Here is a 24621-nt window from a genome sequence, read left to right as displayed (position 1 = left end):
TCAGTTGAAGGTTCTTCCTTCCTTCGCCAATCTCGTCAACAACGGCGCGTGTTCGGTGTTTTCGTCGAACCTCCGCAGCGCTTCTTCCACTCGGTCGAGCCCGACACCGTCGGCGTGGAACATCGGTCCACCGCGATGGCGCGGAAAGCCGTAGCCCGCGAGATACACCACGTCGATGTCGGAGGCACGCAACGCTATCCCTTCGTCGAGAATCCGTGCGCCCTCGTCCACGAGCGCGAAGACCAGTCGCTGCACGATCTCCTCCGCCGAGAAACTCTGCCGCCGAATGCCGGTGTCCCGGTAGTACGACTCGAGCAGCTCTGCCACGACCGGACTCGGGATCGCGTCACGCCGCCCGGGCTCGTAGTCGTACCAGCCCGCCCCCGTCTTTTGCCCGAATCGGCCCATCTCGCACAGCCGGTCGGCCAGTTCGTTATGTGGCGCGGCGGGATTCTCGGCATAGCGCCGCTTGCGAATCGCCCAGCCGATGTCGCCGCCGGCCAGGTCGCCGGCCCGATACGGGCCCATCGCATATCCGAAACCCTCCATGGCGGAGTCGATCTGCTCCGGCGACGCTCCCACCTCGAGGAGACGATCCGATGCCCGTCGATATCGGGCCAGCATGCGGTTGCCGATGAACCCGTCGCACACGCCGGCCACCACCGTCACCTTGCCGACGCGTCTCCCGAGAGCCGACGCCGTTGCCAGAACGTCGTCGGCGGTCTTGTCCGCTCGAACGATCTCCAGCAGTGTCATCACGTTCGCGGGACTGAAGAAATGCATCCCCACCACATTGGCAGGCCGACCGGTGAACTCGGCGATGACGTCGACATCGAGCGTCGAGGTGTTCGACGCCAGGATTGCACCGCGCTTCATCACCTCGTCGAGTTTCGTGAATACCATGCGCTTGACGTCCATGTCCTCGAACACGGCCTCGATCACCAGGTCGCAGTCCGCGAGGTCTGCGTAGTCGACGGTCGGATCGAGCAGTCCCATCCGCCTCTCCAGGGCCTCGGGCGTCAGCTTTCCCCTGTTCACCTGCGACTGATAATTGCGGCGAATCGTGGCCAGACCGCGGTCGAGCGGTTCCTGCGACGTCTCGAGCATGGCGACCGGGATGTCGGCGTCGAGGAAGTTCATGGCGATGCCGCCGCCCATCGTGCCTGCGCCGACGACCGCGACTTTCTGCACCGGCCGTGCGACCGTTCCGGCCGCCATTCCCGGGATCTTCCGCGCAGTCCGTTCAGCGAAGAACGCGTGCCGCAGCGCCGCCGACTGATCACTGCCCACCAATTCGAGGAAGGCCGCCTGCTCGGCGTCGAGCCCCTCCGCGAAGGGGCCGCGTGCCCTCTCCACGAGGTCGAGGGCGATCAGGGGAGCTGCGAACCCTCGACTCCGTTTGGTCAGTTGCGTGTGCAGGGTCCCCAGGTCGTCGCCTTCGGCGGCAACGAGGTCACGTATCCGCGGACGCCGGCCGCTCGCGGCCATCCGGGTTGCGAAACGAATTGCGGCAGCCACGGTATCGGCATCCACGACGAGATCGAACAGCTTCTGCCCGGGGATGGCAGCGAGCGAACCGGCGGTGCGGGTCGATCCGCCGGTGATCATGTCGGCGGCTGTCCGCATGTCGAGCGCCCGCGGCAGTCGCTGGGTGCCACCTGCGCCGGGTACGAGCCCCAGCTTCACCTCCGGCAGAGCGACTTTCGCCGTCGTTGCCGCGACACGATAGTGCGCGCCCAGAGCGAGCTCGAGGCCGCCGCCGAAACAGGTGCCCTCGATTGCCGCGACAACTGGTTTGCTCGAGTCCTCGAAGGCCTCGATCAACTCACGCAGCGACGGCCCGGCAGCGGACCGGGGTGCGGCGACTTCGGAGATGTCCGCACCGGCCGAGAAGTCGGCGGCATTGCCGGTCAACACGATCGAGTCGATCCCGGGTGCGTCCAGAGCGCGGGTGAAGTCCCGCAGAATCCCCTGCCGGGTGGAGAGCGAGAGCCCATTCAAAGGCGGATTGTCGAGGTGAATGATCGCGACACTGCCGGCGACGCTGTACTGCGTGGACACAGCGTCACGATCCTTCTCTGGTTCGCCCGGATTCCTCGCCGTGGGTGGCGGCATACAGCTCCTCGTCTTCGGCCGAGCCGTCGGCGTTGGTCAGCGGATCGATCGCCGCGATCCGCGCCCGGTCCCGCTCCGGGTCGATGGTCAAGAACATCACCACCGCACCCACGATCGCCACCACACCGAGTATCTGGAACGCCGAGGTGTACCCGTCCGCTGGGGTCGGTGCCGCGTCCACCAGGTACCCGGTGAGCCACGGGGCCAGGATCCCGGAGGCCTGGAACAACGCGACGAACACTCCCAATGTCGACGCGACCTGACGATCCGGGCTGATGTAACTCACGGCGACGAACATCAGCGGGAGGGTGGCGACTCCGACGCCGTAGCCGGTGACCACCAGCGCCACGGCGATCCACGATTCGGTGACGAACGGGATCACGGCGAGGCACACACCGCACAAGACCAGAGCGACCACCGTCACGAGCCCGCGCGACACCCGCACCGTCGTTCCTCGTCCTGCCAGACGGTCGGTGACAAACGAACCGAGCAACATCGCGGTCATTCCGGTGACGCTGGGCAGCGCGAACAGCAATCCGGAGTTGATCCGGGTGTAGCCGAGGCCCTCCTCGAAGTATGACGGCAGCCAGGTCAGGACGACCGCGACCATGCCGTAGACCGCAAACATGCCGAGCACTCCGCCCCAGAACGTGGGGAGCGCCGCGATCCGGAGGATGCTTACCCGCGTCACCGTGTCCGTGTCGCCGGTCTTGGCGCGCTCGCGGGCGCTGTTCACGGAGTAGGGGCCGTCCTTGCCGACGACCAGCCAGACCGCGGCCCAGACGGCGCCGATGATCATCATGGTGATGAACGCCGCCCTCCACCCGTATGCGGCCACGATGAGGGTCAGCGCGGGAGCCATCAGAATCTTCGCCAGAGAGGAGCCGGACGAGACCACGGCGGACGGCAGCCCACGTTCTTTCTTGGGGAACCAGCCGAACACCGCGACGTTCACGAGCGATGCAGCCGGACCCTCGGCGGCGCCGAGGAGAACCCTGCTGACGAGTAATGCCCCGAATGTTCCGACCAACAGGATCGGGATCTGCACCAGCGACCAGAGCAGTGCCATCACTAACAGCACCCAGACGATCTTCACGCGGTCGGCGATGAATCCACCCAGGAGCCCGGTCACGACGAACAAAACGTAGAAGACGCTGCCCAACAGACCGATGTCGGCGTTGGACAGGCCGAGATCCTCCGACAACGGTCGGGCGACAATCCCCAACACGGCTTTGTCGGCGAAGTTCACCGTTTGCAGAATCATCACGAGAAAGGTGATGCTCCAGGCGGTGCGTGCGGTCCGCGCGCCCACAGGCGTCCTGGCCTCGGGCATCGTCCCCGCGGAATTGTCCGCACGATGTGGGCCGTTCGCGACAGTCATAGGTAGGCCTCCGCCTCAACAGTTGTGATTGTATTCAGTGAAGTCAATTCAAATGACGTGGGTCACAGACATCAAAGACCAGACCCCTATTGCGACGATCGATGAAACATATGCCGTCCGGCTCACCGATTGGAGCGACCGATCGGTCCCCTACTTCGGCAGGCCCAGGATCCGCTCACCGATGATCGTGCGCTGAATCTGATTCGAGCCACGTGCGATCCGGCGTCCCCGGCTCTCCAGGAACACCCGCTGCAGGGGGTCGAGTTGATAGCCGTCCCCCTCGGGGCGGTTCAGAGCCGAAGCACCGAGAAGTTCGAGGCTGGTCGAACCGAAGTTGCAGTGATATTCCGACCAGTTGATCTTGTCGATCGCGAGCAACTCGTCGACGGACTGCCCCTCGGCGATCCGGGCGCTGATCACGGACCCGACGGCGCGCATCAGTTCGACCTCGATCACGAGTTCCGCCAACTGCCGGCGCACGATCGCGTCGTCGAGTCGCGCGTTCTTGTCCAGCCGCTCCACCAGGACGTCCCATTCGTGGCGATAGCCGACGTACTGCGTGGCAGCCTTGCCGGCCCGCTCGGCGCCGAGTGTGGTCATCGCGACCGCCCAACCGTTGCCGAGCCCACCGACCACATTGCTCAGAGGCGTTCGGGCATCGGTAATGTGTTCCTGCGCAAAGCCGCTGGCGCMCGACGCCATCCGGATCGGATCGACGGAAACGCCGTTGTCCGTCATGGGAACGAGCACGAACGAGATGCCGCGGTGTTTCGGCGCGTCGCGGTCGGTGCGGCACAACAGGAACATCATGTCGGCCTGATCGCCGTGGCTGGTCCAGATCTTGTCGCCGGTGATCCGCAACTCGTCGCCGGCCACGGTTCCGGTGGTTCGCAGGGAGGCGAGGTCGGATCCGGTCTCGGGTTCGGAAAATCCTTGGCACCACGTGTCTTCGCCCGACAGGATGCGCGGCAGGAATCGCCGCTTCTGGGCCTCGCTTCCATGTGCCAACAGGGCAGGCGCCAGGAGGATCTCGCCCATGCCGAGTTGCGGGCGACGCAGTCCCGCGCGGGCGAACTCCTCCTCCACCACAAGCGTTTCGACCGGACCCAGGCCCCGCCCACCGTGTTCCTCCGGCCACGACAGGCACAACCACCGCCCCTGACGCAGCAGGTCGATCCAGCGCTTCTCGGTGTCGGTGTCTTCGTGCCCGAACGGTTCCTGCGCGTACTCGAGTGGCATCCCCTCGGTTCCATGCTCGACCAGCCACCCGCGGACCTCGGAGCGCAGTTCCGCCAGCGGCGCGGGTTCGTCGGTCCGCACACAGCCCTCGACCGCAGCGGCGGAGAGGGCTCCGGCGAGTAGGCGCTCCCGGTGCCACGTCGACGATCCGAACATCAGTTGATCCGTCTTCGCCCTCTTGAGATGGATGTGAGCCCAGTGCTCCCAGGTGAAGCCGATCGCGCCGTGCAGTTGAATGGCTTCTCCGGCGATCTGCAGGTACCTCTCCGGCCCCGCAACACACAACAGGCTCACCAGTGTCGGCAGCTCCGGGGAATCGGTATCCGCGGCGTGAGCGGCAACGTCGACCGCAGCGGCGACCGGTTCCAGCGCGCGGATCAGATCGGCGAGCCCGTGCTTAACGGCCTGGTTGGCACCGACCGGACGACCGAACTGGTTTCGGGTCTTCGCGTATTCGGTTGTCAGATCAAGGCACCGGCGAGCTCCGCCGACCCTCTCCGCAGCCTGCACGACGAGCGACTTGTCGAGTGCCCTCGACAGCGCCTCGGAGATGTCGACGGCACCACTGATCCGTTGCGCCGCCGCCCCGGCGAAGGTGAAGGTCGTCAGTGGTCGAGTCAGGTCCAACGCCGGGCACCGGACCCGCCGAACATTCGGATCCGATGGATCCACGAGAAAGAGTCCGGTCCCCTCTTCGGTGCGGGCGGCGACGACGACGGTGTCGGCGCAGTGACCGAAGAGCACGTGGTGGGCCCGTCCGTCGAGCCGCCAGCTGTCGCCGTCCGGGTGTGCACGCACCGCCTCCGTCCCGGCCTGCCACCACCCGTCGGCATCGGCGAACGCGAGGCACCCGAGCCGTGTGCCCGCAGCGAGACCCGGCAGCAACTCGGTGCTCCACGCTTCCTGGGCGCAGTCCGCGATCGCGAGCGTGGTCAGCACGGAACTCGAGAAGAACGGACTGCACGCCGCGGAGCGCCCGAATTCCTCGGCGACGACGACGAGGTCACGGATCCCCGCGCCGGAACCGCCGTGCTTTTCGTCGACGAGCATTCCCTGCAGTTCGAGTTGTTCCGCCATCGTCGCCCACATCTCGGGGCGGTAGCCGAGTTCCGAGTCCTGAACGAGCAGGATTTCGGTCGGCCCGCTGGTGTCGGCGAGAAAGCCCCGAACCGCCTCGCGAAGTGCGCGGTGTTCCGCGGTTGTCGCTATTCCCATTCGATTGTCTCCTTCGCGATTCCCTCGAGCGCGATGATCGCTTGTTTCATCGCGATTCCCCCGCCATGGGGGTAGGCGGCCACTTTCTCGGCGAGTTCGGTTGCCCGGGCCAGAACCCGGTCGTCCGGCACCATGTCGTAGGCGAAGTTTCGGCGCAGCAGCGCCGGCCCGTAGTGGCGTTCACATCCCAATGTGAGTTGCAGTGCCTGGTTCACGTCGTACTTCGCGAGCAACCAACGTAGGTTGTTCGGGGCCGCCACTCCCATCTCCGCCTCGCCGACCATCAGGAACGACGTCTGCCCCACCACGAGCAGGTCGCAGGCCAGCGCGATCGCCGCAGCGCCGTTGACAGCGGCCCGCTGCAGGGCACCTATCAACGGCTTGCCGAGGGCGGCGAGGCATGTGTGCAGTTCGGCGATTGCGGAGGAAATCTCCGGGTCCCCCGGGCGCACCTCGGCGAGGTCCAATCCGGAGCTGAAGCAGCCGCCTGCCCCGTGCAGCAACACTGCCGTCACGGTGTCGTCGCCTCGGGCGTCCGCGAGGGCGTCCGCTAGTTGGATCACCATCGGGACAGTCAAGGCGTTCTTCCGCTCGGGGCGGTTCATTTCGATGTCCAACCGCCCGCTCGGATGGTGCCGGAGGAGCACCGAATCGGTCTCCGGGTGACTCACAACGCACTCCCGATGACCCGACTTACGTTGCAGCCCAGTAGAAAAGATGTATTCACGGCATTCCTTCCAGAATCGCGAGCGACAGGTTTGCCGTTCGGGCCGGCTCTCACCATCAGGAGTCGACGAGGACGGCCGCATTGCGATCACAGAGACCGGCGAGCCGACCCTGGATCAGGTCTGCCGCCTCCGCGACGATCCGCGTGACAAGCTCGTCAACCGTGGGGATGTCGTGAATCAGGCCCTGCGACAGACCTGCCGACCAAATGCCTGCCTCGGGGTCGCCGAGTTCGTACACCGTTCTGCCGCGCGCACCGGACACAAGGTGCCGGATATCGTCGAACGCACCCCCGCCAGCGAGCGCACTGACCACTTCCCGGCTGACGGTGTTGCTCGCGACGCGGGCCGTGTTCCGCAGCGACCGGAATATCAACTCGGTGTCGAGTTCGGTGGCGTCGACAATCTGCTGTTTGATCGTCCGATGGATCGGCGACTCCGCCGTGCACATGAACCGGGTGCCCATGTTGACACCCTCGGCGCCGAGCGCCAACGCTGCCGCCAGCCCCCGCCCGTCCGCGAAGCCGCCCGACGCGATGACAGGAACTCGCAATGCCCGCGCTGCGGCGGGAATCAGGATGAGGCCCGGAACGTCGTCCTCACCGGGATGTCCGGCGCATTCGAACCCGTCGATGCTCAGCGCATGGACGCCCAGCGCCTCGGCCTTCACTGCATGTCGCACGCTGGTGCACTTGTGCAGCACCTTCACTCCAGCGGCTAGGAACGCCGGCATGTGCTCTGCCGGACTGTTCCCCGCGGTCTCGACGATCTTCACACCGGAGTCGATGATCACGTCGCGATACTCCGCGTACGGCGGCGGAGTGATCGAGGGAAGCATCGTCAGGTTCACACCGAAAGGCATGTCCGTCATCTCGCGACAGCGGGCGATCTCCGCGGCCAACGCGTCCGGAGTGGGTTGGGTCAACGCGGTGATGAACCCGAGCGCTCCCGAGTTCGCCACCGCCGCGACGAGTTCGGCACGCCCGACCCACTGCATGCCACCCTGCACCACCGGGTGGGTGATCCCGAACAGCTCCGTAAATCGTGTACTCAGCATGAATTCCCTACCCCTACAGACCCAGCGACTTGCTGACAATCGACTTACACACTTCGGTGGTACCGGCGAAGATTCGCGTCACCCGGGCATCCGCATACATCCGGGCGATCGGGTACTCCATCATGAACCCGTAGCCGCCGTGCAACTGCAGGCAGCGGTCGATCACCCGGGACTGCAGCTCGGTGCAATAGACCTTGGCCTTCGCCGCGTCCGCCGCGGTCAGCGTGCCCTCGTCGAGTTCGTCGAGCGCCCTGTCCACCATCGCGCGACCCGCCTCGATTTCGATCGCGCACGACGCCAGTTCGAACTTGGTGTTCTGGAAGCTGCCGATGGTTGTCCCGAAGGCCTTGCGCTCCTTGACGTACTCGACGGTCAGATCCAAAGCCGTTTCCGCGCTGGCCTGAGCATTGATCGCAGTGGACAGCCGCTCCTGCGGGAGGTTGAACCCGAGGTACCCGAAGGCCTTGCCCTCCTCACCGAGCAGATTCTCCACCGGAACCCGCACGTCGGTGAACGACAACTCCGCGGTGTCCTGCGCTTTCAGACCCAGCTTCGTCAGGTTCCGGCCCCGCTCGTACCCGGGCATGCCGTCCTCGACGATCAGCAGGGACAGCCCGTCTCGACGGTCGGCCCCCTTGTCGGTCCGGGCCACCACGACGACAAGGTCGCAGTTGATACCACCCGTGATGAAGGTCTTGGCGCCGTTGAGAACATAATTGTCGCCGACCCGCCGTGCGGTCGTGGCCATGCCCGCCAGGTCCGAGCCCGTGCCGGGCTCCGTCATCGCGATCGCGCCGACGATGTGGCCGCTGGCCATGCCGGGCAGCCAGCGCCGCCGCTGCTCCTCGGTTGCGTACTCGAGGAAGTAGGGGAGCAGCACATTGGTCTGCAGTGCGAGACCACCCAGAGTGACGCCGGATCGAGCCAGCTCCTCGGCGACGACGGCGTTGAATTTGAAGCTCTCGATACCCGCGCCGCCGTACTCTTCGGGTATCTGGAGGCCGGGAATGCCGATCTCGCCGGCTTTGTGAAAGACAGTCTTGTCGACCCTGCCCGCCTCGGTCCACGCCTCATAGTGCGGTTGGACGTCGCGAGCCAGGAAGTCCTGGACCACTTTGCGGAATGTCTCGTGGTCCTCGTTGAATACGGTTCTCTTCATATCAATCAGACACCTTCTGTCGGGTGGTCAGAGCAATTCGACGATCGTGGCGTTGGCCATGCCGCCGCCCTCACACATCGTTTGCAAGCCATATCGAATGTTGTTGTCTCGCATGTGATGCACCAGCCTCGTCATCAGAACGGCACCGGAGCCGCCGAGAGGATGGCCGACGGCGATCGCGCCGCCCAGCGGGTTCACCAGGGCCGGGTCGGCTCCCGTCTCCGCGAGCCAGGCCAGAGGCACCGAGGCGAATGCTTCGTTGACCTCGAATGCGCCGATGTCGGCGATCGACAATCCGGAGCGCTCGAGGACCTTCGCGGTCGCCGGGATCGGTCCGGTCAGCATGATCACCGGATCGTCACCCACTGTCACGGCGGTGTGGATTCGGGCGATCGGTGTCAGACCGAGCTGACGTGCCTTCTCGGTCGTGGTCACCAGCAGGGCTCCGGCACCGTCCGAGATCTGCGAGGCGTTGCCGGCGTGGATCGCTCCGTCCGCTTTGAAGGACGTCTTCAGTCCGGCAAGTGTGTCGGCGGTGGTACCGCGCCGAATGCCCTCGTCCGAGTCCAACACGCCGGGCAGAGCGGCGACCTGGCCGGTGAACGCGCCCGAATCGGTCGCAGCGGCGGCTTTCTCGTGCGAGTCTGCGGCGAACTCGTCGAGTCGCCGGCGCGAGAGCGCCCATTTTTCGGCAATCATCTCGGCGCCGATGCCCTGGTTGAACGCCTCGACTCCGAATCGGTCCAGCACGGTCTGTCCAAACGGCTGTCCCGTGTGGCGACTGGTCCCCATGGGAACCCGCGACATCGACTCCACTCCACCGGCGACCGCAACGTCGTACTGACCGGCAATCACGCCCGCCGCGGCGAAGTGCAGCGCCTGTTGGCTGGACCCGCACTGGCGGTCCACTGTGGTCGCCGGAACCGATGTCGGCCAACCTGCAGCGAGTACGCCGCTCCTGCCGATGTTGTTCGCCTGATCCCCGACCTGACCCACGCATCCCCACACGACGTCGTCGACGACACCCGGATCGATATTCGTTCGCTCGACGAGAGCGTTCAACACGTGTGCGGACAGATCCGCTGGATGAATCTCCGCCAGCGATCCGTTGCGTTTTCCGACCGGTGTCCGTACCGCATCGACGATGACTGCGTCCCGCATGTGTGGCTCCTTTGCGCCCTTGTTCAACTCACACTCAAATCAATCAGCGCCATGCACGTCACACAAAGACGCGAATGCGCATTCTGCGATCGGATCGGCTTATGGGTTTGGACAGATCACACGGGCCCGCAGGACACGCACTACACCGCGATCGACGCGATGCCGGCTACCGCCACGAGAATCGCACATCCCCCGAGAACCACGCACTCCATCACACTCGGAGTTCCTGCGCCGAGCTGAAGTTGCCGGATCCGGCCGGAATGCGCCGCACGAGAACGGATAAGTGTGGCCGAGCAGAAGGTGATCACCGTCGCGGCGGCCGGCACCGTGACGACGGGGGGACCCAACCGCAACAGCAGCAGTGTGGGTACGGCCAGCGCCGCGGTTGTCCGGATCCACGAGAGCGCGGTCCGCTCAGGTTGCAGTCCCGGGTCGTCGTGGGTGATCACACACCCACGCCGTCCGTCGCGCGTCCGGTCGTCACCCGATCAGCACCACAATCGCGGCGGCGCCGGCACCGGCAACCAGAAGGGCCACCACGACAATCGATCCCGGTAGCGGCAAGCTCTGCCGACGGCGAAGGGCAATCTCGATGCGGAGCCAACGCCACAATGCCAACCCGACAACCAGGACAGCACCGATCAGTATCGTGATTGCTGCGGGTAGACGAATCGTCGTCGGCACGACGGTTCCCCCGAACGCTTCGAGCGCCAATGCGGCCGCAATGAGTGCCAGCGCAGTCCGGATCCAGGCGAGATAGGTTCGCTCGTTTGCCAACGTGAATCGCGGGTCGGGGTCGACGCCCTGGCGAAGACCGGCCAACGAGTTCGTCCTGGGTCTCACTGTCATGCCGGTGTCCCGACCGCACTCGACTCCTTGCACGAGAGAACGCCCGCCTGCAACAGTGCGTCCAACTCTTCTGCGCTGTAACCGATTCCGGTGACAATTTCAGCGGAGTGCTCGCCGAGGGAAGGCACGCGTCGCATCGTTCGCTCGCATTCACCACCCAGGCGAAACGGAACTCGGACGACGTCGAATGCTGATCCGTCGAAGTGCTCTCCACGGGTGAACATCTCACCGGCGATGACATCGTCGGATTCGCGCACCTGATCGTAGCTACGGACAGCCCCGACGACGAGGCCATTGCTCGCCAGCAGTTGAACGCATTCCTCGCTGGTGCGGCCACCGAGAGCGACCGCCAGCTCGCTCAGGAGCTTTTCGCGATTGGCCACGCGCGCTTCGTTGTCGGCGAAGCGTGGATCGGTGGCGAGATCTGCACGCCCGAGAACCTCACACAGTCGCGGCCAATGCTGCGCCGAGTAACCGGACAGCACGATGTACCCATCCGACGTTTCGATCAGATCGGCCGCCGGCGCGACTCCTGGCTGACCGTTGCCACGGCGACACGGCGTCGACCCGGTGATCGAGTAGCCGGTCCAGTCCGCCGACTGTAGGTGCAGAGCAACCTCGAGCAGGGAGACCTCGACAGCTGCAACCCGCCCGAAACGCTCACGCTCGAGCAGCGCCGCGAGGACGGCTTCGGTCAGTACGTGCGCCGTGGCCGCATCCACGATGGTCGTTCCCACCCGCAACGGCCGCCCGCCGAGCTCACCGGTGATGGCCATCAACCCGCTTTCGGCCTGCGCCGCGATATCGAGTCCGGGCCGGTGGCGCGAAGGTCCGTGGAGACCGAAGCCGCTGACCGTCGCGTAGATGGCACGCGGGTTCAACTCCCGGACCCGGTCCGGGCCGAGCCCCAGCGCCTCCATCGCACCTGGACGCATATTCTGGATGACGACGTCGGCGTCGGAAACCAGGCGCTCGGCCACCTCCAGGCCACGAGAGTCTTTGAGATCGAGTGCAATCGATCGTTTTCCTCGGTTGTACGCGCGCAGGATGGATTCACCGAACGATGTGCCCGAGCGAACCCAGTCACCCTCCGGCGGTTCGACCTTGATTACCTCGGCGCCGAGATCGACGAGAGATTGTGATGCGCCGGGCGCGGCGACGAATTGGCCGAAGTCGACAACGCGGATTCCTTCGAGTGGGCGGTGAATCATCAGCGGGTCCGATCGCGAGCAGGGTTCAGGTCAGATGCATGCACGGCGGTGTGAGAACACCGATCCCGCAGCACATTGGGGACCATCCGCGGTACGCGGCCATCCCTCCATGCACCTTCGACCCTACGATCGATCCACACAGAGGTATAGACGCAATCACCCGATACAAAACATAGGTACCACTTATGCCTTGCCCCGGCTGAGTCACGCCACCGTCGACTCCCGCACCAGCGCGACGAACGCACGCGCAGCCGGCGACAGTTCGTCGGAGCGGTAGTACAGCGCATGACCGGTCGGGAGACTCACATCCAGCGGCCGAACGACGGCGCCGAGCCGCGCCGCGAGATCCGCCTCGGTCCCGTGCAGAATCGTGCCGCCCACCCCAGCCAGGATGAGCGGTATCACCGCGTGCCGATGCGCGGTCTCCAGCACCGGGACCAAGTTGCCCAATCCGCGGGCAGCCAGCAGCCGGTTCATGTGCGCGCGTCCGATGGCACCGGGAAAGGGTGCGGAGATGACCTCCCGATCGGCCAGTTCCTCGATCCTCATCGGACGATCGGCGAGTGGCGTGCCCGGCGGGAACACGGCGACGAGCGGGCGCTCCCCGAATGGAACCTCCTGATAGCCGGTCGCCGCCGGTGGATACTCCGTCAGGAGCAGTTCGACGTGACCGCGGGCCAGATCGTCGAACCCACGCGCACCGACGTGCACCCGGCGAATGTGGATCGTCACTCCCGGATGGCGGGCCCGGTATCGCTTCACCAGATCGACGAGCGGGTCGACCGCGAGATTGACGACACTGCCGATGTCGAGTTCGCCGGACTTCAACTCCGAGACGTCCTCGATCGCCCAACGCGCCGTGTCCAGAGCACGTAACGCCGACCGCGCCGGTCCGATCAGCGCGCGCCCATTCGACGTCGCGCTCATCCCGCGGCCGCGGGTGAACAGCGTGCACTCCAGCTCCCGCTCGAGTTCGTGGATCGTCTGCGACACCGAGGGCTGACTCAAACCCAATTTGCGAGCGGCAGCCGAGATGGATCCCTCGTCCACGACGGCGAGGAAATGCACGATGTGCCGCCTATCCATAAGCCTTGATTATATTCGGCCTCGGAAGATCCTGGAATGTCGATATTCGGCCGATGTTGCGGTGGGAGTCGAGACGCCCGATGGAAGCGGTGCTACTCGCCTGTTCGCAATTCACCGTCGGCCAGTCCGCATCGCACGTCTCTGGCGAAAGCAACGGCTCGCTCCTGCTCGGGTGTGGTGGCGCCGTTGAGGATCGCCGAGATGTCGATATTGGGGGGTCTCGTCGATCGGAAGGTCCCGTGAATCGACAGGCCCATCCCGCCGCCCATGCAGATGCCGTCGATGAGCGAAATGAACGGGACCGGGTAGTCGGCGATGCGGGCGTTGAGGCGGTACTCGGTGGCGAAGAACCGCTCGCTCGCCTCCGGGTCGCCGGCCAGGCTGTTCTGCCGAACGGCGCGGATGTCACCGCCCGCGCAGAACGCCTTCGGGCTGGCGCTGTCGAGCACCACGGCCCGAAGGCCGGCGTTCTCCCACTCGGCCAGCACCATGTCGAGGGTGTCCACCATCTCGGTGTTCAGGGCGTTGAGGGCCGTGACCCGGTCGAGGGTGATGACGCCGATGTCGCCGCGCCGTTCGGCGCGGACGGTGTCGGCGAGAGCGGCGGTGGTCACGGTCGCTCCGTCACTCATGGGTAGGCATGGAAAAGTCGGCGCGGACCTGGGAGTCGTTGGGCCAGCGGGTGGTGGCGGTCTTGTTGCGGGTGTAGAACCGGACGCCCTCGGGGCCGTGGATGTGGTGGTCACCGAACAGCGACCGCTTCCAGCCGCCGAAGGAGTGGAACGCCATCGGCACCGGGATCGGGACGTTGATACCGACCATGCCGGCCTTGAACTGCGCGAGGTAGGTGCGGGCGGTGTTACCGTCGGCGGTGAAAATGGCGGCCGTTGCCGAATTCGTGGTCGTTGACCAACTGCATTGCCTCCTCGAAGGATTGGGCGCGCACGACGGACAACACCGGCCCGAAGATCTCCTCAAGGTAGATCCGCATGGTCGGGGTGACGTGGTCGAACAGGGTGCCGCCGAGGAAGAACCCCTCCCCACCGGCCGCCGGAATACTCTTCCGCCCATCGACGACCAGCTCGGCGCCCTCCTCGACCCCGATGTCGATGTAGGAGGCGACCTTGTCGCGGCGCACCCCCGTCACCAGCGGACCCATCTCCACCTCGGGGTCGGTGCCGGGCCCGACCTTCAGATCGGCCAGGGCGGCGATCAACCGCGCGCAGCGCGTTCGCGGTGCCCTCCCCGACCGGCACGGCGACGGAGATCGCCATGCACCGTTCCCCGGCGGAACCGTAGGCGGCCCCCATCAGCGCGGACACGGCCTGGTCGAGGTCGGCGTCGGGCATGATCACCATGTGGTTCTTCGCCCCGCCGAGGGCCTGAACGCGTTTGCCCTGCGCGGCGGCGGTGCTGTGGATGGACTCGTCGATCGGGGTGGAGCCAACGAAGCTGACCGCCTCCACCTGCTGGTGGGCGAGCACGTCGACGGCGATCTTGTCGCCGTGCACGACGTTGAACACCCCGTCCGGCAGGCCGGCCTCGGTGAGCAGCYGGGCAAGTTCGACACTGAGGGTGGGGTCCTTCTCGGACGGCTTCATCACGAACGTGTTCCCGCAGGCGAGGGCGACGGGGAACATCCACATCGGGACCATGGCGGGGAAGTTGAACGGGGAGATCCCGGCGACGACGCCGAGCGGTTGGCAGAAGGTGACCCCGTCGACGGCTCGGCCGACATTCTCGGAGAACTCACCCTTCAGCTCACGTCCTCGACCTGCACGACCATCCGCTGATCGGGTACGTCGACTCCCTGCTCGACGTTCCGGCGCTGCGCATCCTCGACGAAGTCCTGCCCGGGCACCGCACACGCATCCAGACCAACAACATCACCGGCCAGTGGACCGCCACCGCCGCCGGCCTCGGCGTCTCCGCCCTCCCCCTCTACGTCGGCGACCCGGACCCGACGCTGGTGCGGATACTGCCCGAGGAGGTCACCGTACTGCGCAAGTACTGGCTGATCGTGCCGCGAGAACTGCAACGGCGCGCCAGGGTCCGAACCACCATCGCGACACTGCGATAATCGACGCGAACCACGACAGCTTGATCACCCGCGTCGGATGACCGGAGCCGAAGGACAATCGCATACCCGAAACGTTCAAACGCCCGCTCCCCTCAAAGGGATTCCAGTAGCGCCGCCATAAAGTACCTGTTCATCCGGGCCCGCGATGAGCGACCGGCAGACTTCAGCGACCGTCGAGTGCCCGATTCATCATCAGTTCGAGGCGAGCCTCGATGAGCAATTCGGTCTCGTGTGCGCCGTGAGCTATGGCCGTTTCCTGGGCGCGGAATTCGTCGCCGTCGGTGATGGCTTCGAGAATGGCGGCGTGGGCGGTGGCGGCATCGGTGGTGTCGACCCCCACGTCCGAAGGCGCCCACAGTAGCGGTGCGAGCTCGCCTTGGATCTGCACCGTCGCGGTGGCCAGGCGCCGCGACTGGGCGGCGATCGCCAGTCCGATATGGAAACGGCTGTCGGCTCGGCGCAGATCCTGTACGCTCTCGGCTTCGCGGAACTGAGAGGCGAGCAGCTCGAGACGGTCGATCTCGGGGCCGTCGGCCCGGGCGGCAGCGAACCGGGCCGCCGCTCCGGCCAGCGATCCGGACAGATCCCCGAGGTCTCGCAGTTCCTCGGTGCTACGTTCACGCAGTCGGCGTTCTACTTCCTCACGGCTGACAGCGGAGGTATCGCAGACGATGCTGCCGCCGCCGCGTCCGCGTCGCGTTTCGATCAGACCGCGGTCGCGCAACGTGGCCAGGGCGTGGCGGATCTGCAGCATGGTCACGCCGAGCTGCGCAGCAAGTTCCCGCTCGGGGGGCAGTCGTTCGCCGACCCCGATGAGTCCGACGGCGATTGCGGTCTCGAGCTGATGCATGACCTGATCCGGTCTGCTCGCACCGTCGAATTCACTGGTCCGCAGAAGCGCTACCAGAGCAAAGGGGGCTCGAGTGTCGAGATGCTCGAGACCGGTCACTGATTCAGAATAGGACAAACCCGGAAGCATCTGAGTCACACCTGGTCAGTCATGAGTTGTCCAGCACCAGTAGTCGCCAGCGCAGCCGCTCGGGGTCCGGGGAGGGAACGGGGACGGTGCGCACCACTGTCGTGTTGGGCCGCAGGCGGGATCCGGTGACGTATCGCGCACTGTTGGAAACGATGACACGGTCGTTCGCCGCGACCAAGGCGATCGGCGGGCGCAGGGTTCCCAGGCTCTCGAGCAGGAGATGTTCCATCGCCGGTATGGACAGGTCTCCGCCCACCACGCTCACGTCACCCGTGGCGAGCGGCAGAGGCATCGTCAAGGTAACCGTGCAGACCTCGATGCCGCCGGCATCGACGTACGGTCCGATAGCCAGGGGGCGTTGCTGTTCGATCGGGTGGACGAACCATTCTCGTGACTGGTAGTCGTAGAATCCGACCGCGTCGGGGTTGAGAATGTGCCGGACGAAGTGACTGCTGTCCGCAGTGTCTCGTCGCCACCATTCGAGCCATCGCGGGGTGTCGACGAGGGCTTCTCGCCCGACGGCCACCCCAATCCCTTCGAGGAGCGGTTCGTCGCGCTGGAGGATGTTCTGCACCAGCGGGCGGATGGTGGCGAGTGCAGTGCGGTCGAGTGGCTTGCGGTGCTCGGCCGCGCGGGCGGCGACGTCGTCGACCCGGGCACGTACTTCGGCGACGAACTGGAAGAGGCCGTCGATCCTCTTGCCGATCGCGGCAGCGGTCGTTTCGAGCAGTGCGTTCAGCTCCTCGTCGTTCACGTCTGCGCTCCCACCACCATCATCGCCGATCCTGTACACGGGGAATGTACCTGCACACCCATGTCGACTTGCTTCGATCGCGGAGGCGGCGGTGCCACCGACCGATGGCACCGCGACCCCCACGTTCCGCTCCCACACGGCGCCGTGACTCAGACCCGCTGCACGGGTTCGACCGGGTCGACGTCGCTGGGCTCGGACAGGTCCGTTTCTAACGGTGCCTGCGAGGCCGGCCCGCTCGAGGCGGGCGTGACGACCGCGGCGTGCTCTGCCAGAATCCCGGTCCGGTGCCGGATCCGTACCCGGTAGAGCACCAGGCCACCCACGGTGAGCAGCGCCGGAATCAGAACTCCCGACCACTGCAGGTACCAGTGGAACGGCGCGGCGGGGTTGTAGACCTCGGCGCGAGGCCAGACCAGATTCACGATCATGGCGGCACCCCAGACCACAGCGATGGCGTTGACCACCAGGCCGAGGGGCCGTCCGAGCGAGAACTCGTCCTGTGCGGGTGCGCCCGGCAGCGGCCACCGGCCCCGCAACCGGTTCCGCAGCATCGGACCGGTGACCAGCAGGTACGCCGCGTAGATCAGGACGATGCCGATCGCCGAGAGCACGACGTAGATCTGCGGCTGGGTGATCATCAGCACCAAGATCGCAATTGCCAGCACACCGACGGTGATCGACGCATTCGCCGGCGTCTTACGCTCGGGGTGCACGTGAGCGAGCCAGCGACCGCACGGCAGATTATTGTCCCGCGCCATGGCGAACACCATGCGCACCGCGGCAGCTTGAATAGCCAACGTGCACACTGTGATTGCCACCGCAATGCAGATCAGGAACAGCTTGCCCAGGGTCCCACCGAGCAGCGAGAGGATCACGTACTGCAGACCACCGGACGGCGATCCCAGCTGCGGATCGCTCAGATCGGGTGCGGCGAGGATGCCGAAGAACAAGATGGCGCCACCGAGCAGGAACGAGGCGGTGATGGCCCGGATGATCGCGCGGGGCGCGGTCTTCTTCGGGTCTTTGGTCTCTTCGCCGAGCGAGCTCGCCGTGTCGAATCCGTACATGACCCACGCCGAGGCGAGGGACGCGACCAGGAATACCCCGAAGTAGCCGAGCGAGTGGCCTTCTCCCAGTCCGTGTGTCTCGAGGAGTACACCGGGTCCCCGGACGACGTGCACACCGAGGATGATCACCAGCAGCACCGCCGCGATCAGCTCGACGAACACACCCACGCTGTTGATCAGCGCGGTCAACTTGACTCCGAACGCGTTCACCAGGGTGGTGAACACGATCAGCGCCCCGGCCAGCAGCACACCGTTGAGGGAGAAGTCGTGTTCGCCGGTGCCGTCGCCGACGATCTGGAAACCGGACCAGATCTGCGGGAGCGTGATCTGGTACGCCAGCGCGACCGCGCCGACGGTCACGATCGAGGAGGTCAGTAGCAGCCAGCCCGCCATCCACGATGTGGTCGGTGAGGCAAGCTTTTTCGCCCAGTTGTAGACCGACCCGGCGACCGGGTAGCGGCTGGCGAGCTCGGCGAAACAGAGCGCGACCATGAGCTGGCCGACGAAGACCATCGGCCACGACCAGGCGTAGGCCGGGCCGCCGGTGCCGAAGCCGACGTAGAAGAGCCCGAAGACACCGGTCAGGATCGAGATGTAGCTGACGCCGGCGGCAAAGCTGGCGAACTTGCCGATGCTTCGGTCGAGCTTCTGGTTGTAGCCGTACTCGTCGACGCCGCCCTCGTCGGAACCATGGTGTGACGGTTGCGTAGTGGTCATGACGTAGTCATCCGTCCGGTTAGCCTACGAGGGAACGCAGATTGTCGTTGAGGAAGACGCCGTCGGGGTCGAACTCTCGGCGCACGGCGACGAACTTGTCGTATTCGGGGTACATCTTCTCGATGCGGTCGCGGGTGAGGAAGTGGATCTTGCCCCAGTGCGGGCGGGCATCGAAGTCCTCGAGAAGCGCGTCGAGGTCGCGTAGGTAGGGCCAGTAGTCCGTGCCGGGGGCGCCGGAGACCGACAGCACGGTCGTGTCGCGCTTGTAGAACGGGGACAAGTAGGCGTCGTCGCCCTGGACCCAGCGGACCTCGATCGGGTAGCGCTCGGCGGTGTGCTTGGTCGTCAACAGGTTCTGCACGGCTTCGACTGCGGCCAAGCCCTTTTCGGCGGATACGTAGTACTCGAGTTCGTGGAAGGGGATCATGTACCCGCCGGCGTAGATCTTGTATGCCCGGTCGGCGCGACGGTTCTCGGTGGTGACGATCTCGCCGGCCTCGTCGAGGTTCGCGGCGACGTACTTCTTGGTGTAGGTGCGGTTGACCATCGATTCACCGGCCGGGGTGGGCAGTTCGTACAGAGCGGCCGAGTCGTCGGCCTGGCACCAGATGAACGAGTAGTGCCGGTAGTCGGCGATGTTCTGGTCCCACCCGGCTTTGGTCTCGTCCCACGTCGGGAAGGTGATCTCTTCCTTGATGTGGTAGCGCGGCGACACCTCGAGTTCGACCTCGGTCATGATGCCGAGAGTGCCGATCGCGACCTGGGCGGCGCGCAGGGTGTTCAGATCGTTCTCGTCTACTTCGACAACCTCGCCGTGGCCGTTGATGATTCGGGCCCAGCGGAGACGGGAGGAGAAACTGCCCAGGTTGATGCCGGAGCCGTGGGTGGCGGTCGCGATGGCACCGGAGATCGACTGCTTGTCGATATCGCCCTGGTTCGACAGGGACAGCCCGGCGTCCCACAGGGGTGCGCCCATGTCGCTGATACGGGTGCCGCCGAGGACGCGGGCACGGTTCTTGGTGGTGTCGGTTCCGGTCACGCCGGTAAGCAGTTCGGTGTCGATGAGCACACCGCCGGTCTGCACGATCGGGGTAAAGGAGTGGCCGGCGCCGACGGCGCGGACGGGCAAACCCTCACGGATTGCGAAGCGGACGACGTCGAGGACCTCCTGCTCGTTCTTCGGGCGGACCGTGAATGCGGGCGTACAGGCCTGGTTGCCGCCCCAGTTCGTCCACGGCTTCTCGGTGACGTAYGGGATCGGCGGGGTGGCGTAGAGCTTGGTAGGCATGTCTGTGTGAACCTTTACTCGAGAGGTGTGGGTGGACTATCGGGGATGGTCAGCGGTTGTGGTTGTGCATCACGTGCTTGGTGCGGGAGTAGTCGTCGAGTGCGTAGATCGACAGGTCGCGGCCGTAGCCGGACCCCTTGAAACCGCCCCACGGCACTTCGTTGGCCAGGACGAGGTGGGAGTTGACCCAGACCGTCCCGAAGTCGAGTCGGGCGGGCAGGTCGTGACTGCGGCGGGCGTTTTCGGTCCACACCGAGGCGGCGAGACCGTAGGGCACGTCGTTGGCGCGGTCGATGGCGTTGTTCTCGTCGGTGAAGGTTTCGACGGTGACGACGGGGCCGAAGATCTCTTCCCGGGAGCATTCGGCTCCGTCGGGAACGTCGACCAGGACGGTGGGCGGCACGAAGTAGCCGGGGCCGTCGATCGGGGCGCCGCCGAGTGCGGCACGGATACCCTGTTCGCTTGCCCGCGTGAGGAATCCGGAAACCCGATCGAAGTGCGCCTTCGAAACCAGGGGGCCGATCTCGATGTCGTCACCGGCGCCGGGCTCGCCGACGACCAGTGATCCGACCTCGCGGACCAGGTGCTCGGTGAATTCTTCGGCAACCGATTCGTGCACCAGCACCCGGCATCCCGCGCCACATTCCTGGCCGGAGTTCCAGTAGCCGGCCGCGCGCAGGGACGTCGCGGCCTCCTCGAGGTTGGCGTCGTCGAAGACTATGACCGGCGCCTTGCCGCCGAGTTCGAGGTGCACGCGTTTGAGGGATTCGGCTGCCTTCTGCGCCACCGCCTTTCCACTGCCGACGGATCCGGTCAGGGCGATCATGTCGATCTGGGGATGCCCGGACAGCCGGTTTCCGACGACGGGACCGTAGCCGGTGACGACGTTGAACACACCGGCGGGAAGCAGGTCCGCGACCAGTTCGGCGAACTTGAGGGTGGTCAGCGGCGTCTGCTCGGACGGCTTGATGACCATAGTGTTGCCGGCGGCGAGGATGGGGGCGATCTTCCACGCCGCCATCAGCAGCGGGTAGTTCCAGGGCGTGACGACACCGACGACACCCAGGGGTTCACGGAGGATGACCGACAGGTGCCCTTCGGCATAGTCCGCGGCAGCCTGGGAGGTGATGGCCCGGGACGCCCCCGCCATGAACCGGAACGTATCGATCGATCCGGAGACATCGTCCTGCGAAACCATCAGCGGCTTACCGGTGTTCGCCGATTCGAGCCGGGCGAGGAGGTCTGCGTTGCCGGCGAGGCGATCGGCGATCTTGTGCAGGATCTCGGCGCGTTCCTTCGGGACCAGCCGCGCCCAGCCGGCTTTCGCGGCAAGGGCTGCGTCGACCGCCTTGTCGACGTCGTCGGCGGTGCCTTCGAGAACCGTGGTGAGCACCGAGCCGTCAGCCGGGTTGACGACGTCGATGGATGCACCGCTAGCGCCGGTGACAAACTCGCCTGCGATGAAGTGCCTGCGAGGTGCAAAGTCTTCGGCCGACACGAGTGAGGTGCCGTCACCGCGACGGACCTGGGTGGGGGTCGACGCGACAGTCTGGGTCATGAAACTTGCCTTCCGCAGTGGGTGATTGTCGTGGATTCCGAAGCGCGATCCACGGGGAGTTCTACCGAGGGGAGCCATGAGGAACGGATGCGTTCCTCATCCGCCAATAAAAGATTCGAATTAAAGTTTCATATGAGCATCTTTCACTGTGATGGCGGCCACGTCAACGTTTTGCTGCAAGATCATCTTGAAAAGATCCCTTGAACTGGGAAAATTCGCTCCAGCCGAGGGCCCGACATGATGACAATCGCCGTGCGGTGCCACATTCCCCGGTTGCGCAGTAGCCCGAGCGCCTGTCGACAGAACTGTCCGGTTCCGCCCAAATCGGGCAGTTCCCCTATGCCGACGCCGGCATGGCAACACCCGTCGGCCGCGGTGCACGACCCGGTTATCAGTGGGTATCAGAGCGTCGCCCAGCCCACCCATCGGTCCACGGCGTCGAAACGGTTGGCGTGAGAAGCGCGCTCGGGTGAGGTTCCCGGCAGCCATAGCCCGGTCTCGTCGGCTGACCCGCCGCGATGCTCGTCCCGACCATGGATCTCGACCATCAGGCAGGACGAACCCCGCAGAACCGACTCGACGCAACTATCCCGATAGGAAGCGGTCTCGCGGCGCAGGATTACCGAACCCCTCCCGCAGATTGCAGATGGCGGGCTGGCCGCACCCTTCGCGCAGCTTCGCCCCTCGCGCCATGAACACCCGCCACGGAGAGAAACTGCGTCTGGTTCTGGGAGCCGGCAATGGTCAGGTGCCAGCAATCACGATAGCCCTTCTTACGGACCCGTTTGATCCGGCCGTGAACACCGAGCCGCAGCAGTAGCATCGCGACATCGTCGACCAGGCGACGGCTCGTCGACGCCGCGATGGTCGTCCATGACAAGCATCCTGAGTCGATTAATTGCTTGTTGCTACAACATGTTTCGCGATTCAGCGGCCACACGGTGGCGAGACGATTTACAACGCTGCGAAAAAGGAAACTCCGAGTACAGAACCGACGACGCACTCCGAATTCCCACGCGAGTTCGCCACGTGCTGAAGCGCTCGCAATCACAGCGGCGGCGCCACCCCAAGAGCAATGGCGCCGCCGCTCGAACTACGGCTTCGGCTACTGGTGCTTGACTTGCTGCTGCGGGTTTCGGGATCGACGGGCCTCGGTGCCGGAAATTTCAACGTCGAGAACCATACGAACGATGAGCCTTCAGCGGCGAGGCCCACCGAATACACGACGACGCCCGGGAGAGCAGCCACTGCTCGGCCCGGGCGTCGCAAACCTACGGTACCGCCGGTCAGCCCACGGACATCGCATCAGCGGCGTCGACCGCGGGGTAGATGGGGTACTCCACACCGGACAGGTACTGGACAGTGCGCACCACCTGGCACGAGTATCCGAACTCGTTGTCATACCAGACGTAGAGGATGGCGGTGTCGCCGTCGACGATCGTCGCATTCGCGTCGACGATGCACGCGGCGCGCGAACCGATGAAGTCACTGGACACGGCATCGGTTGCAGCGGTGTAGTCGAGGTTCCGGCTCAGCGCTCCGGTGAGCGACTCCTGGCTGAGATGCTCGAGCACCTCCTCCTTGGTGGTCTCCCGACCCAGCTGAAGGTGGAGGATGGCGACGGACACGTCCGGAGTGGGAACGCGAATCGAGTTGCCAGTGATCTTGGCCTTCAGCTCGGGGAGCGCCTTGGCGACCGCCGACGCGGCGCCGGTCTCGGTGAGCACGAGGTTGAACGGCGCCGAACGACCACGACGGTCGGCCTTGTGGTAGTTGTCCAAGAGGTTCTGGTCGTTGGTGAACGAGTGCACGGTCTCGACGTGGCCTCGCGACACACCGAATTCGTCGTCCATCGTCTTCAGCGGCGGGACGATGGCATTGGTGGTGCAGGATGCGCACGACACGATCTGCTCGTTCGGGTCGAGGTCGCGGTGATTGACGCCGTGCACGATGTTCGGGACGTCTCCCTTGCCGGGTGCGGTGAGCACCACCTTCGCGACGCCGGGGCGGAGGTGCTTCGACAGTCCGTCGCGGTCGCGCCAGATTCCGGTGTTGTCGATCAGGATGGCGTTGTCGATGCCGTGCTCGGTGTAGTCGAGGCTCTCCGGGTCGTTGCTGTATATGAACTTGATGACGTTGCCGTTGGCGATCAGCGTGTTGTTGTCGGTGTCGACCTTGATCGTGCCGTTGAACTGCCCGTGGACGGAGTCACGGCGCAGCAACGATGCGCGTTTGGTCAGATCGTCGCTGCCACCCTTGCGGACCACCACGGCACGCAGGTTCAGCCCATTGCCCGAGCCGGCCTTCTCGATGAGCAGTCGAGCGACGAGGCGACCGATACGCCCGAATCCGTACAGGACCACGTCCTGCGGCTGCGCGGGGCTCGTCTGGGCGCCGCCGACCAGGTCGGCGAGGCTCCGTGCAACGAACTCCGGGACCGATGCTCCGTCACCGTTGGCGCGATAGGCCATCACCAGCAGTCCGAGGTCGATCTTCGAGGGCCGAAGATCGAGGTGAGTGAGCGCTTCGAGGAAGGGGAACGTCTCCTCGACCGACAGTTCATCGCCGCTGATCTGCCGGGCGAACCGATGGGTTCGCAGGATACTGATGACCGATTTGTTCACCAGGGAGCGACTGTGAAGCAGAATGGTCACCGAGTGTCTACGGTGTAGACCGCCGATGATCGGGATCATTGCCTCCGCGAGAGCTTCCTCGGAGTTCCACTGGGCCAGTTCCACTGTGCTCACTGCGCTTGTCTGCCTTCCCGGCTCATGTGGCGTGTCCTTGCGTCGGATGCCGGCGAGCGCAACCGCTCCACCAGCGGTGACCTGGATCACCGGACCCGGTTTCGCGACTCGCGGACACCGGCGCGCCCGACGCACACATCATATGGAAGCGTTTCGTCGGGCCGACAAGCCGGTCGCCGAAACGTCCGGTGGGACGAGACGCCGGCAGGCAACAGGCCGAGTGAGGAGGAGGG

At 65.3% G+C, this 24621-nt stretch carries 20 protein-coding genes and 1 pseudogene; 1 reads left to right on the top strand and 20 read right to left on the bottom strand.

The genetic code is table 11. From position 1 onward, the window contains the following. The 13 genes and pseudogenes from AC1DWT_RS18600 to mmsA form a co-directional block, all read right to left on the bottom strand. Entirely contained in the window at positions 1 to 2061 is a 2061-nt protein-coding gene (locus AC1DWT_RS18600; RefSeq protein WP_206013969.1) for a 3-hydroxyacyl-CoA dehydrogenase NAD-binding domain-containing protein, read from the bottom strand. A 4-nt stretch (positions 2062 to 2065) separates the two neighbouring features. Continuing rightward, complete coding sequence (locus AC1DWT_RS18595) at positions 2066 to 3496, bottom strand: MFS transporter (RefSeq protein WP_206013970.1); 1431 nt, start codon at positions 3494 to 3496, stop codon at positions 2066 to 2068. 150 nt (positions 3497 to 3646) lie between these two features. After that, complete coding sequence (locus tag AC1DWT_RS18590) at positions 3647 to 5950, bottom strand: acyl-CoA dehydrogenase (RefSeq protein ID WP_477921666.1); 2304 nt, start codon at positions 5948 to 5950, stop codon at positions 3647 to 3649. Further along, a complete protein-coding gene (locus tag AC1DWT_RS18585; RefSeq protein WP_477921689.1) occupies positions 5941 to 6597 on the bottom strand; it encodes an enoyl-CoA hydratase/isomerase family protein in 657 nt (218 codons plus the stop codon). Before AC1DWT_RS18585 ends, AC1DWT_RS18590 begins: the two co-directional genes overlap by 10 nt. A 136-nt stretch (positions 6598 to 6733) precedes the next feature. Then, the gene (locus tag AC1DWT_RS18580) at positions 6734 to 7732 is read right to left on the bottom strand and encodes an NAD(P)H-dependent flavin oxidoreductase (RefSeq protein WP_095861542.1); all 999 of its coding nucleotides are present in this window, start codon (positions 7730 to 7732) and stop codon (positions 6734 to 6736) included. A 13-nt stretch (positions 7733 to 7745) separates the two neighbouring features. Next, a complete protein-coding gene (locus AC1DWT_RS18575; RefSeq protein WP_206013973.1) occupies positions 7746 to 8891 on the bottom strand; it encodes an acyl-CoA dehydrogenase family protein in 1146 nt (381 codons plus the stop codon). A 27-nt stretch (positions 8892 to 8918) separates the two neighbouring features. Beyond that, positions 8919 to 10052: a thiolase family protein gene (locus tag AC1DWT_RS18570; protein ID WP_206013974.1), complete on the bottom strand. Its 1134-nt coding sequence runs from the start codon at positions 10050 to 10052 to the stop codon at positions 8919 to 8921. A 140-nt stretch (positions 10053 to 10192) separates the two neighbouring features. Continuing rightward, the gene (locus AC1DWT_RS18565; protein ID WP_241031395.1) at positions 10193 to 10501 is read right to left on the bottom strand and encodes a DUF202 domain-containing protein; all 309 of its coding nucleotides are present in this window, start codon (positions 10499 to 10501) and stop codon (positions 10193 to 10195) included. Positions 10502 to 10532: 31 nt separating this feature from the next. Beyond that, entirely contained in the window at positions 10533 to 10901 is a 369-nt protein-coding gene (locus tag AC1DWT_RS18560) for a YidH family protein (protein WP_095861539.1), read from the bottom strand. Next, positions 10898 to 12112, bottom strand: a complete 1215-nt coding sequence (locus AC1DWT_RS18555) for a CaiB/BaiF CoA transferase family protein (protein ID WP_477921662.1) — start codon at positions 12110 to 12112, stop codon at positions 10898 to 10900. Before AC1DWT_RS18555 ends, AC1DWT_RS18560 begins: the two co-directional genes overlap by 4 nt. A gap of 204 nt (positions 12113 to 12316) precedes the next feature. Then, positions 12317 to 13198: a LysR family transcriptional regulator gene (locus AC1DWT_RS18550; protein WP_206013976.1), complete on the bottom strand. Its 882-nt coding sequence runs from the start codon at positions 13196 to 13198 to the stop codon at positions 12317 to 12319. A 92-nt stretch (positions 13199 to 13290) separates the two neighbouring features. Further along, positions 13291 to 13830 (bottom strand): enoyl-CoA hydratase/isomerase family protein, encoded by a 540-nt coding sequence (locus AC1DWT_RS18545; RefSeq protein ID WP_095861536.1) that lies wholly within the window; start codon positions 13828 to 13830, stop codon positions 13291 to 13293. Continuing rightward, positions 13823 to 14958, bottom strand: a pseudogene (gene mmsA / locus AC1DWT_RS18540) (CoA-acylating methylmalonate-semialdehyde dehydrogenase); the annotation flags it as partial. The pseudogene mmsA and the gene AC1DWT_RS18545, both read right to left, overlap by 8 nt. A gap of 14 nt (positions 14959 to 14972) precedes the next feature. Between mmsA and AC1DWT_RS18535 the strand changes: the two are divergent. Then, positions 14973 to 15278: a LysR substrate-binding domain-containing protein gene (locus AC1DWT_RS18535; RefSeq protein ID WP_095861535.1), complete on the top strand. Its 306-nt coding sequence runs from the start codon at positions 14973 to 14975 to the stop codon at positions 15276 to 15278. Positions 15279 to 15441: 163 nt separating this feature from the next. On the opposite strand, the gene AC1DWT_RS18530 is transcribed toward AC1DWT_RS18535, so the two are convergent. The 7 genes from AC1DWT_RS18530 to AC1DWT_RS18500 form a co-directional block, all read right to left on the bottom strand. Further along, a complete protein-coding gene (locus AC1DWT_RS18530) occupies positions 15442 to 16128 on the bottom strand; it encodes a FadR/GntR family transcriptional regulator (protein ID WP_167372189.1) in 687 nt (228 codons plus the stop codon). 148 nt (positions 16129 to 16276) lie between these two features. Beyond that, positions 16277 to 17011, bottom strand: coding sequence for a cache domain-containing protein (locus AC1DWT_RS18525; protein ID WP_143051431.1), 735 nt, complete (start codon positions 17009 to 17011; stop codon positions 16277 to 16279). Between the two features lie 149 nt (positions 17012 to 17160). Continuing rightward, positions 17161 to 18795: an APC family permease gene (locus AC1DWT_RS18520; RefSeq protein ID WP_072947277.1), complete on the bottom strand. Its 1635-nt coding sequence runs from the start codon at positions 18793 to 18795 to the stop codon at positions 17161 to 17163. A 19-nt stretch (positions 18796 to 18814) separates the two neighbouring features. After that, a complete protein-coding gene (locus tag AC1DWT_RS18515; protein WP_206013977.1) occupies positions 18815 to 20083 on the bottom strand; it encodes a D-arabinono-1,4-lactone oxidase in 1269 nt (422 codons plus the stop codon). 49 nt (positions 20084 to 20132) lie between these two features. Further along, positions 20133 to 21641 carry an aminobutyraldehyde dehydrogenase gene (locus tag AC1DWT_RS18510; protein WP_083395701.1) on the bottom strand — a complete coding sequence of 503 codons (1509 nt, stop codon included), beginning with the start codon at positions 21639 to 21641 and terminating at the stop codon, positions 20133 to 20135. A 619-nt stretch (positions 21642 to 22260) separates the two neighbouring features. Then, a complete protein-coding gene (locus AC1DWT_RS18505) occupies positions 22261 to 22581 on the bottom strand; it encodes an LAGLIDADG family homing endonuclease (RefSeq protein WP_373560136.1) in 321 nt (106 codons plus the stop codon). Positions 22582 to 22927: 346 nt separating this feature from the next. Next, the gene (locus tag AC1DWT_RS18500; RefSeq protein ID WP_072947279.1) at positions 22928 to 24388 is read right to left on the bottom strand and encodes a glyceraldehyde-3-phosphate dehydrogenase; all 1461 of its coding nucleotides are present in this window, start codon (positions 24386 to 24388) and stop codon (positions 22928 to 22930) included. Positions 24389 to 24621 lie beyond the last annotated feature (233 nt).

The sequence above is a fragment of the Rhodococcus sp. P4_B6 genome (assembly GCF_056402215.1).
Note: the sequence above shows the minus strand (reverse complement) of the source record. Positions and strands in the feature narration are given on the sequence as shown.

Bases quoted from the DNA above. Each gene is read 5' to 3' on its own strand.
- AC1DWT_RS18575 (WP_206013973.1), bottom strand. From the start codon at position 8,891: ATGAAGAGAACCGTATTCAACGAGGACCACGAGACATTCCGCAAAGTG.
- AC1DWT_RS18570 (WP_206013974.1), bottom strand. From the start codon at position 10,052: ATGCGGGACGCAGTCATCGTCGATGCGGTACGGACACCGGTCGGAAAA.
- AC1DWT_RS18545 (WP_095861536.1), bottom strand. From the start codon at position 13,830: ATGAGTGACGGAGCGACCGTGACCACCGCCGCTCTCGCCGACACCGTC.
- AC1DWT_RS18530 (WP_167372189.1), bottom strand. From the start codon at position 16,128: ATGCATCAGCTCGAGACCGCAATCGCCGTCGGACTCATCGGGGTCGGC.
- AC1DWT_RS18510 (WP_083395701.1), bottom strand. From the start codon at position 21,641: ATGACCCAGACTGTCGCGTCGACCCCCACCCAGGTCCGTCGCGGTGAC.
- AC1DWT_RS18580 (WP_095861542.1), bottom strand. From the start codon at position 7,732: ATGCTGAGTACACGATTTACGGAGCTGTTCGGGATCACCCACCCGGTG.
- AC1DWT_RS18520 (WP_072947277.1), bottom strand. From the start codon at position 18,795: ATGACCACTACGCAACCGTCACACCATGGTTCCGACGAGGGCGGCGTC.
- AC1DWT_RS18595 (WP_206013970.1), bottom strand. From the start codon at position 3,496: ATGACTGTCGCGAACGGCCCACATCGTGCGGACAATTCCGCGGGGACG.
- AC1DWT_RS18560 (WP_095861539.1), bottom strand. From the start codon at position 10,901: ATGACAGTGAGACCCAGGACGAACTCGTTGGCCGGTCTTCGCCAGGGC.
- AC1DWT_RS18555 (WP_477921662.1), bottom strand. From the start codon at position 12,112: ATGATTCACCGCCCACTCGAAGGAATCCGCGTTGTCGACTTCGGCCAA.
- AC1DWT_RS18550 (WP_206013976.1), bottom strand. From the start codon at position 13,198: ATGGATAGGCGGCACATCGTGCATTTCCTCGCCGTCGTGGACGAGGGA.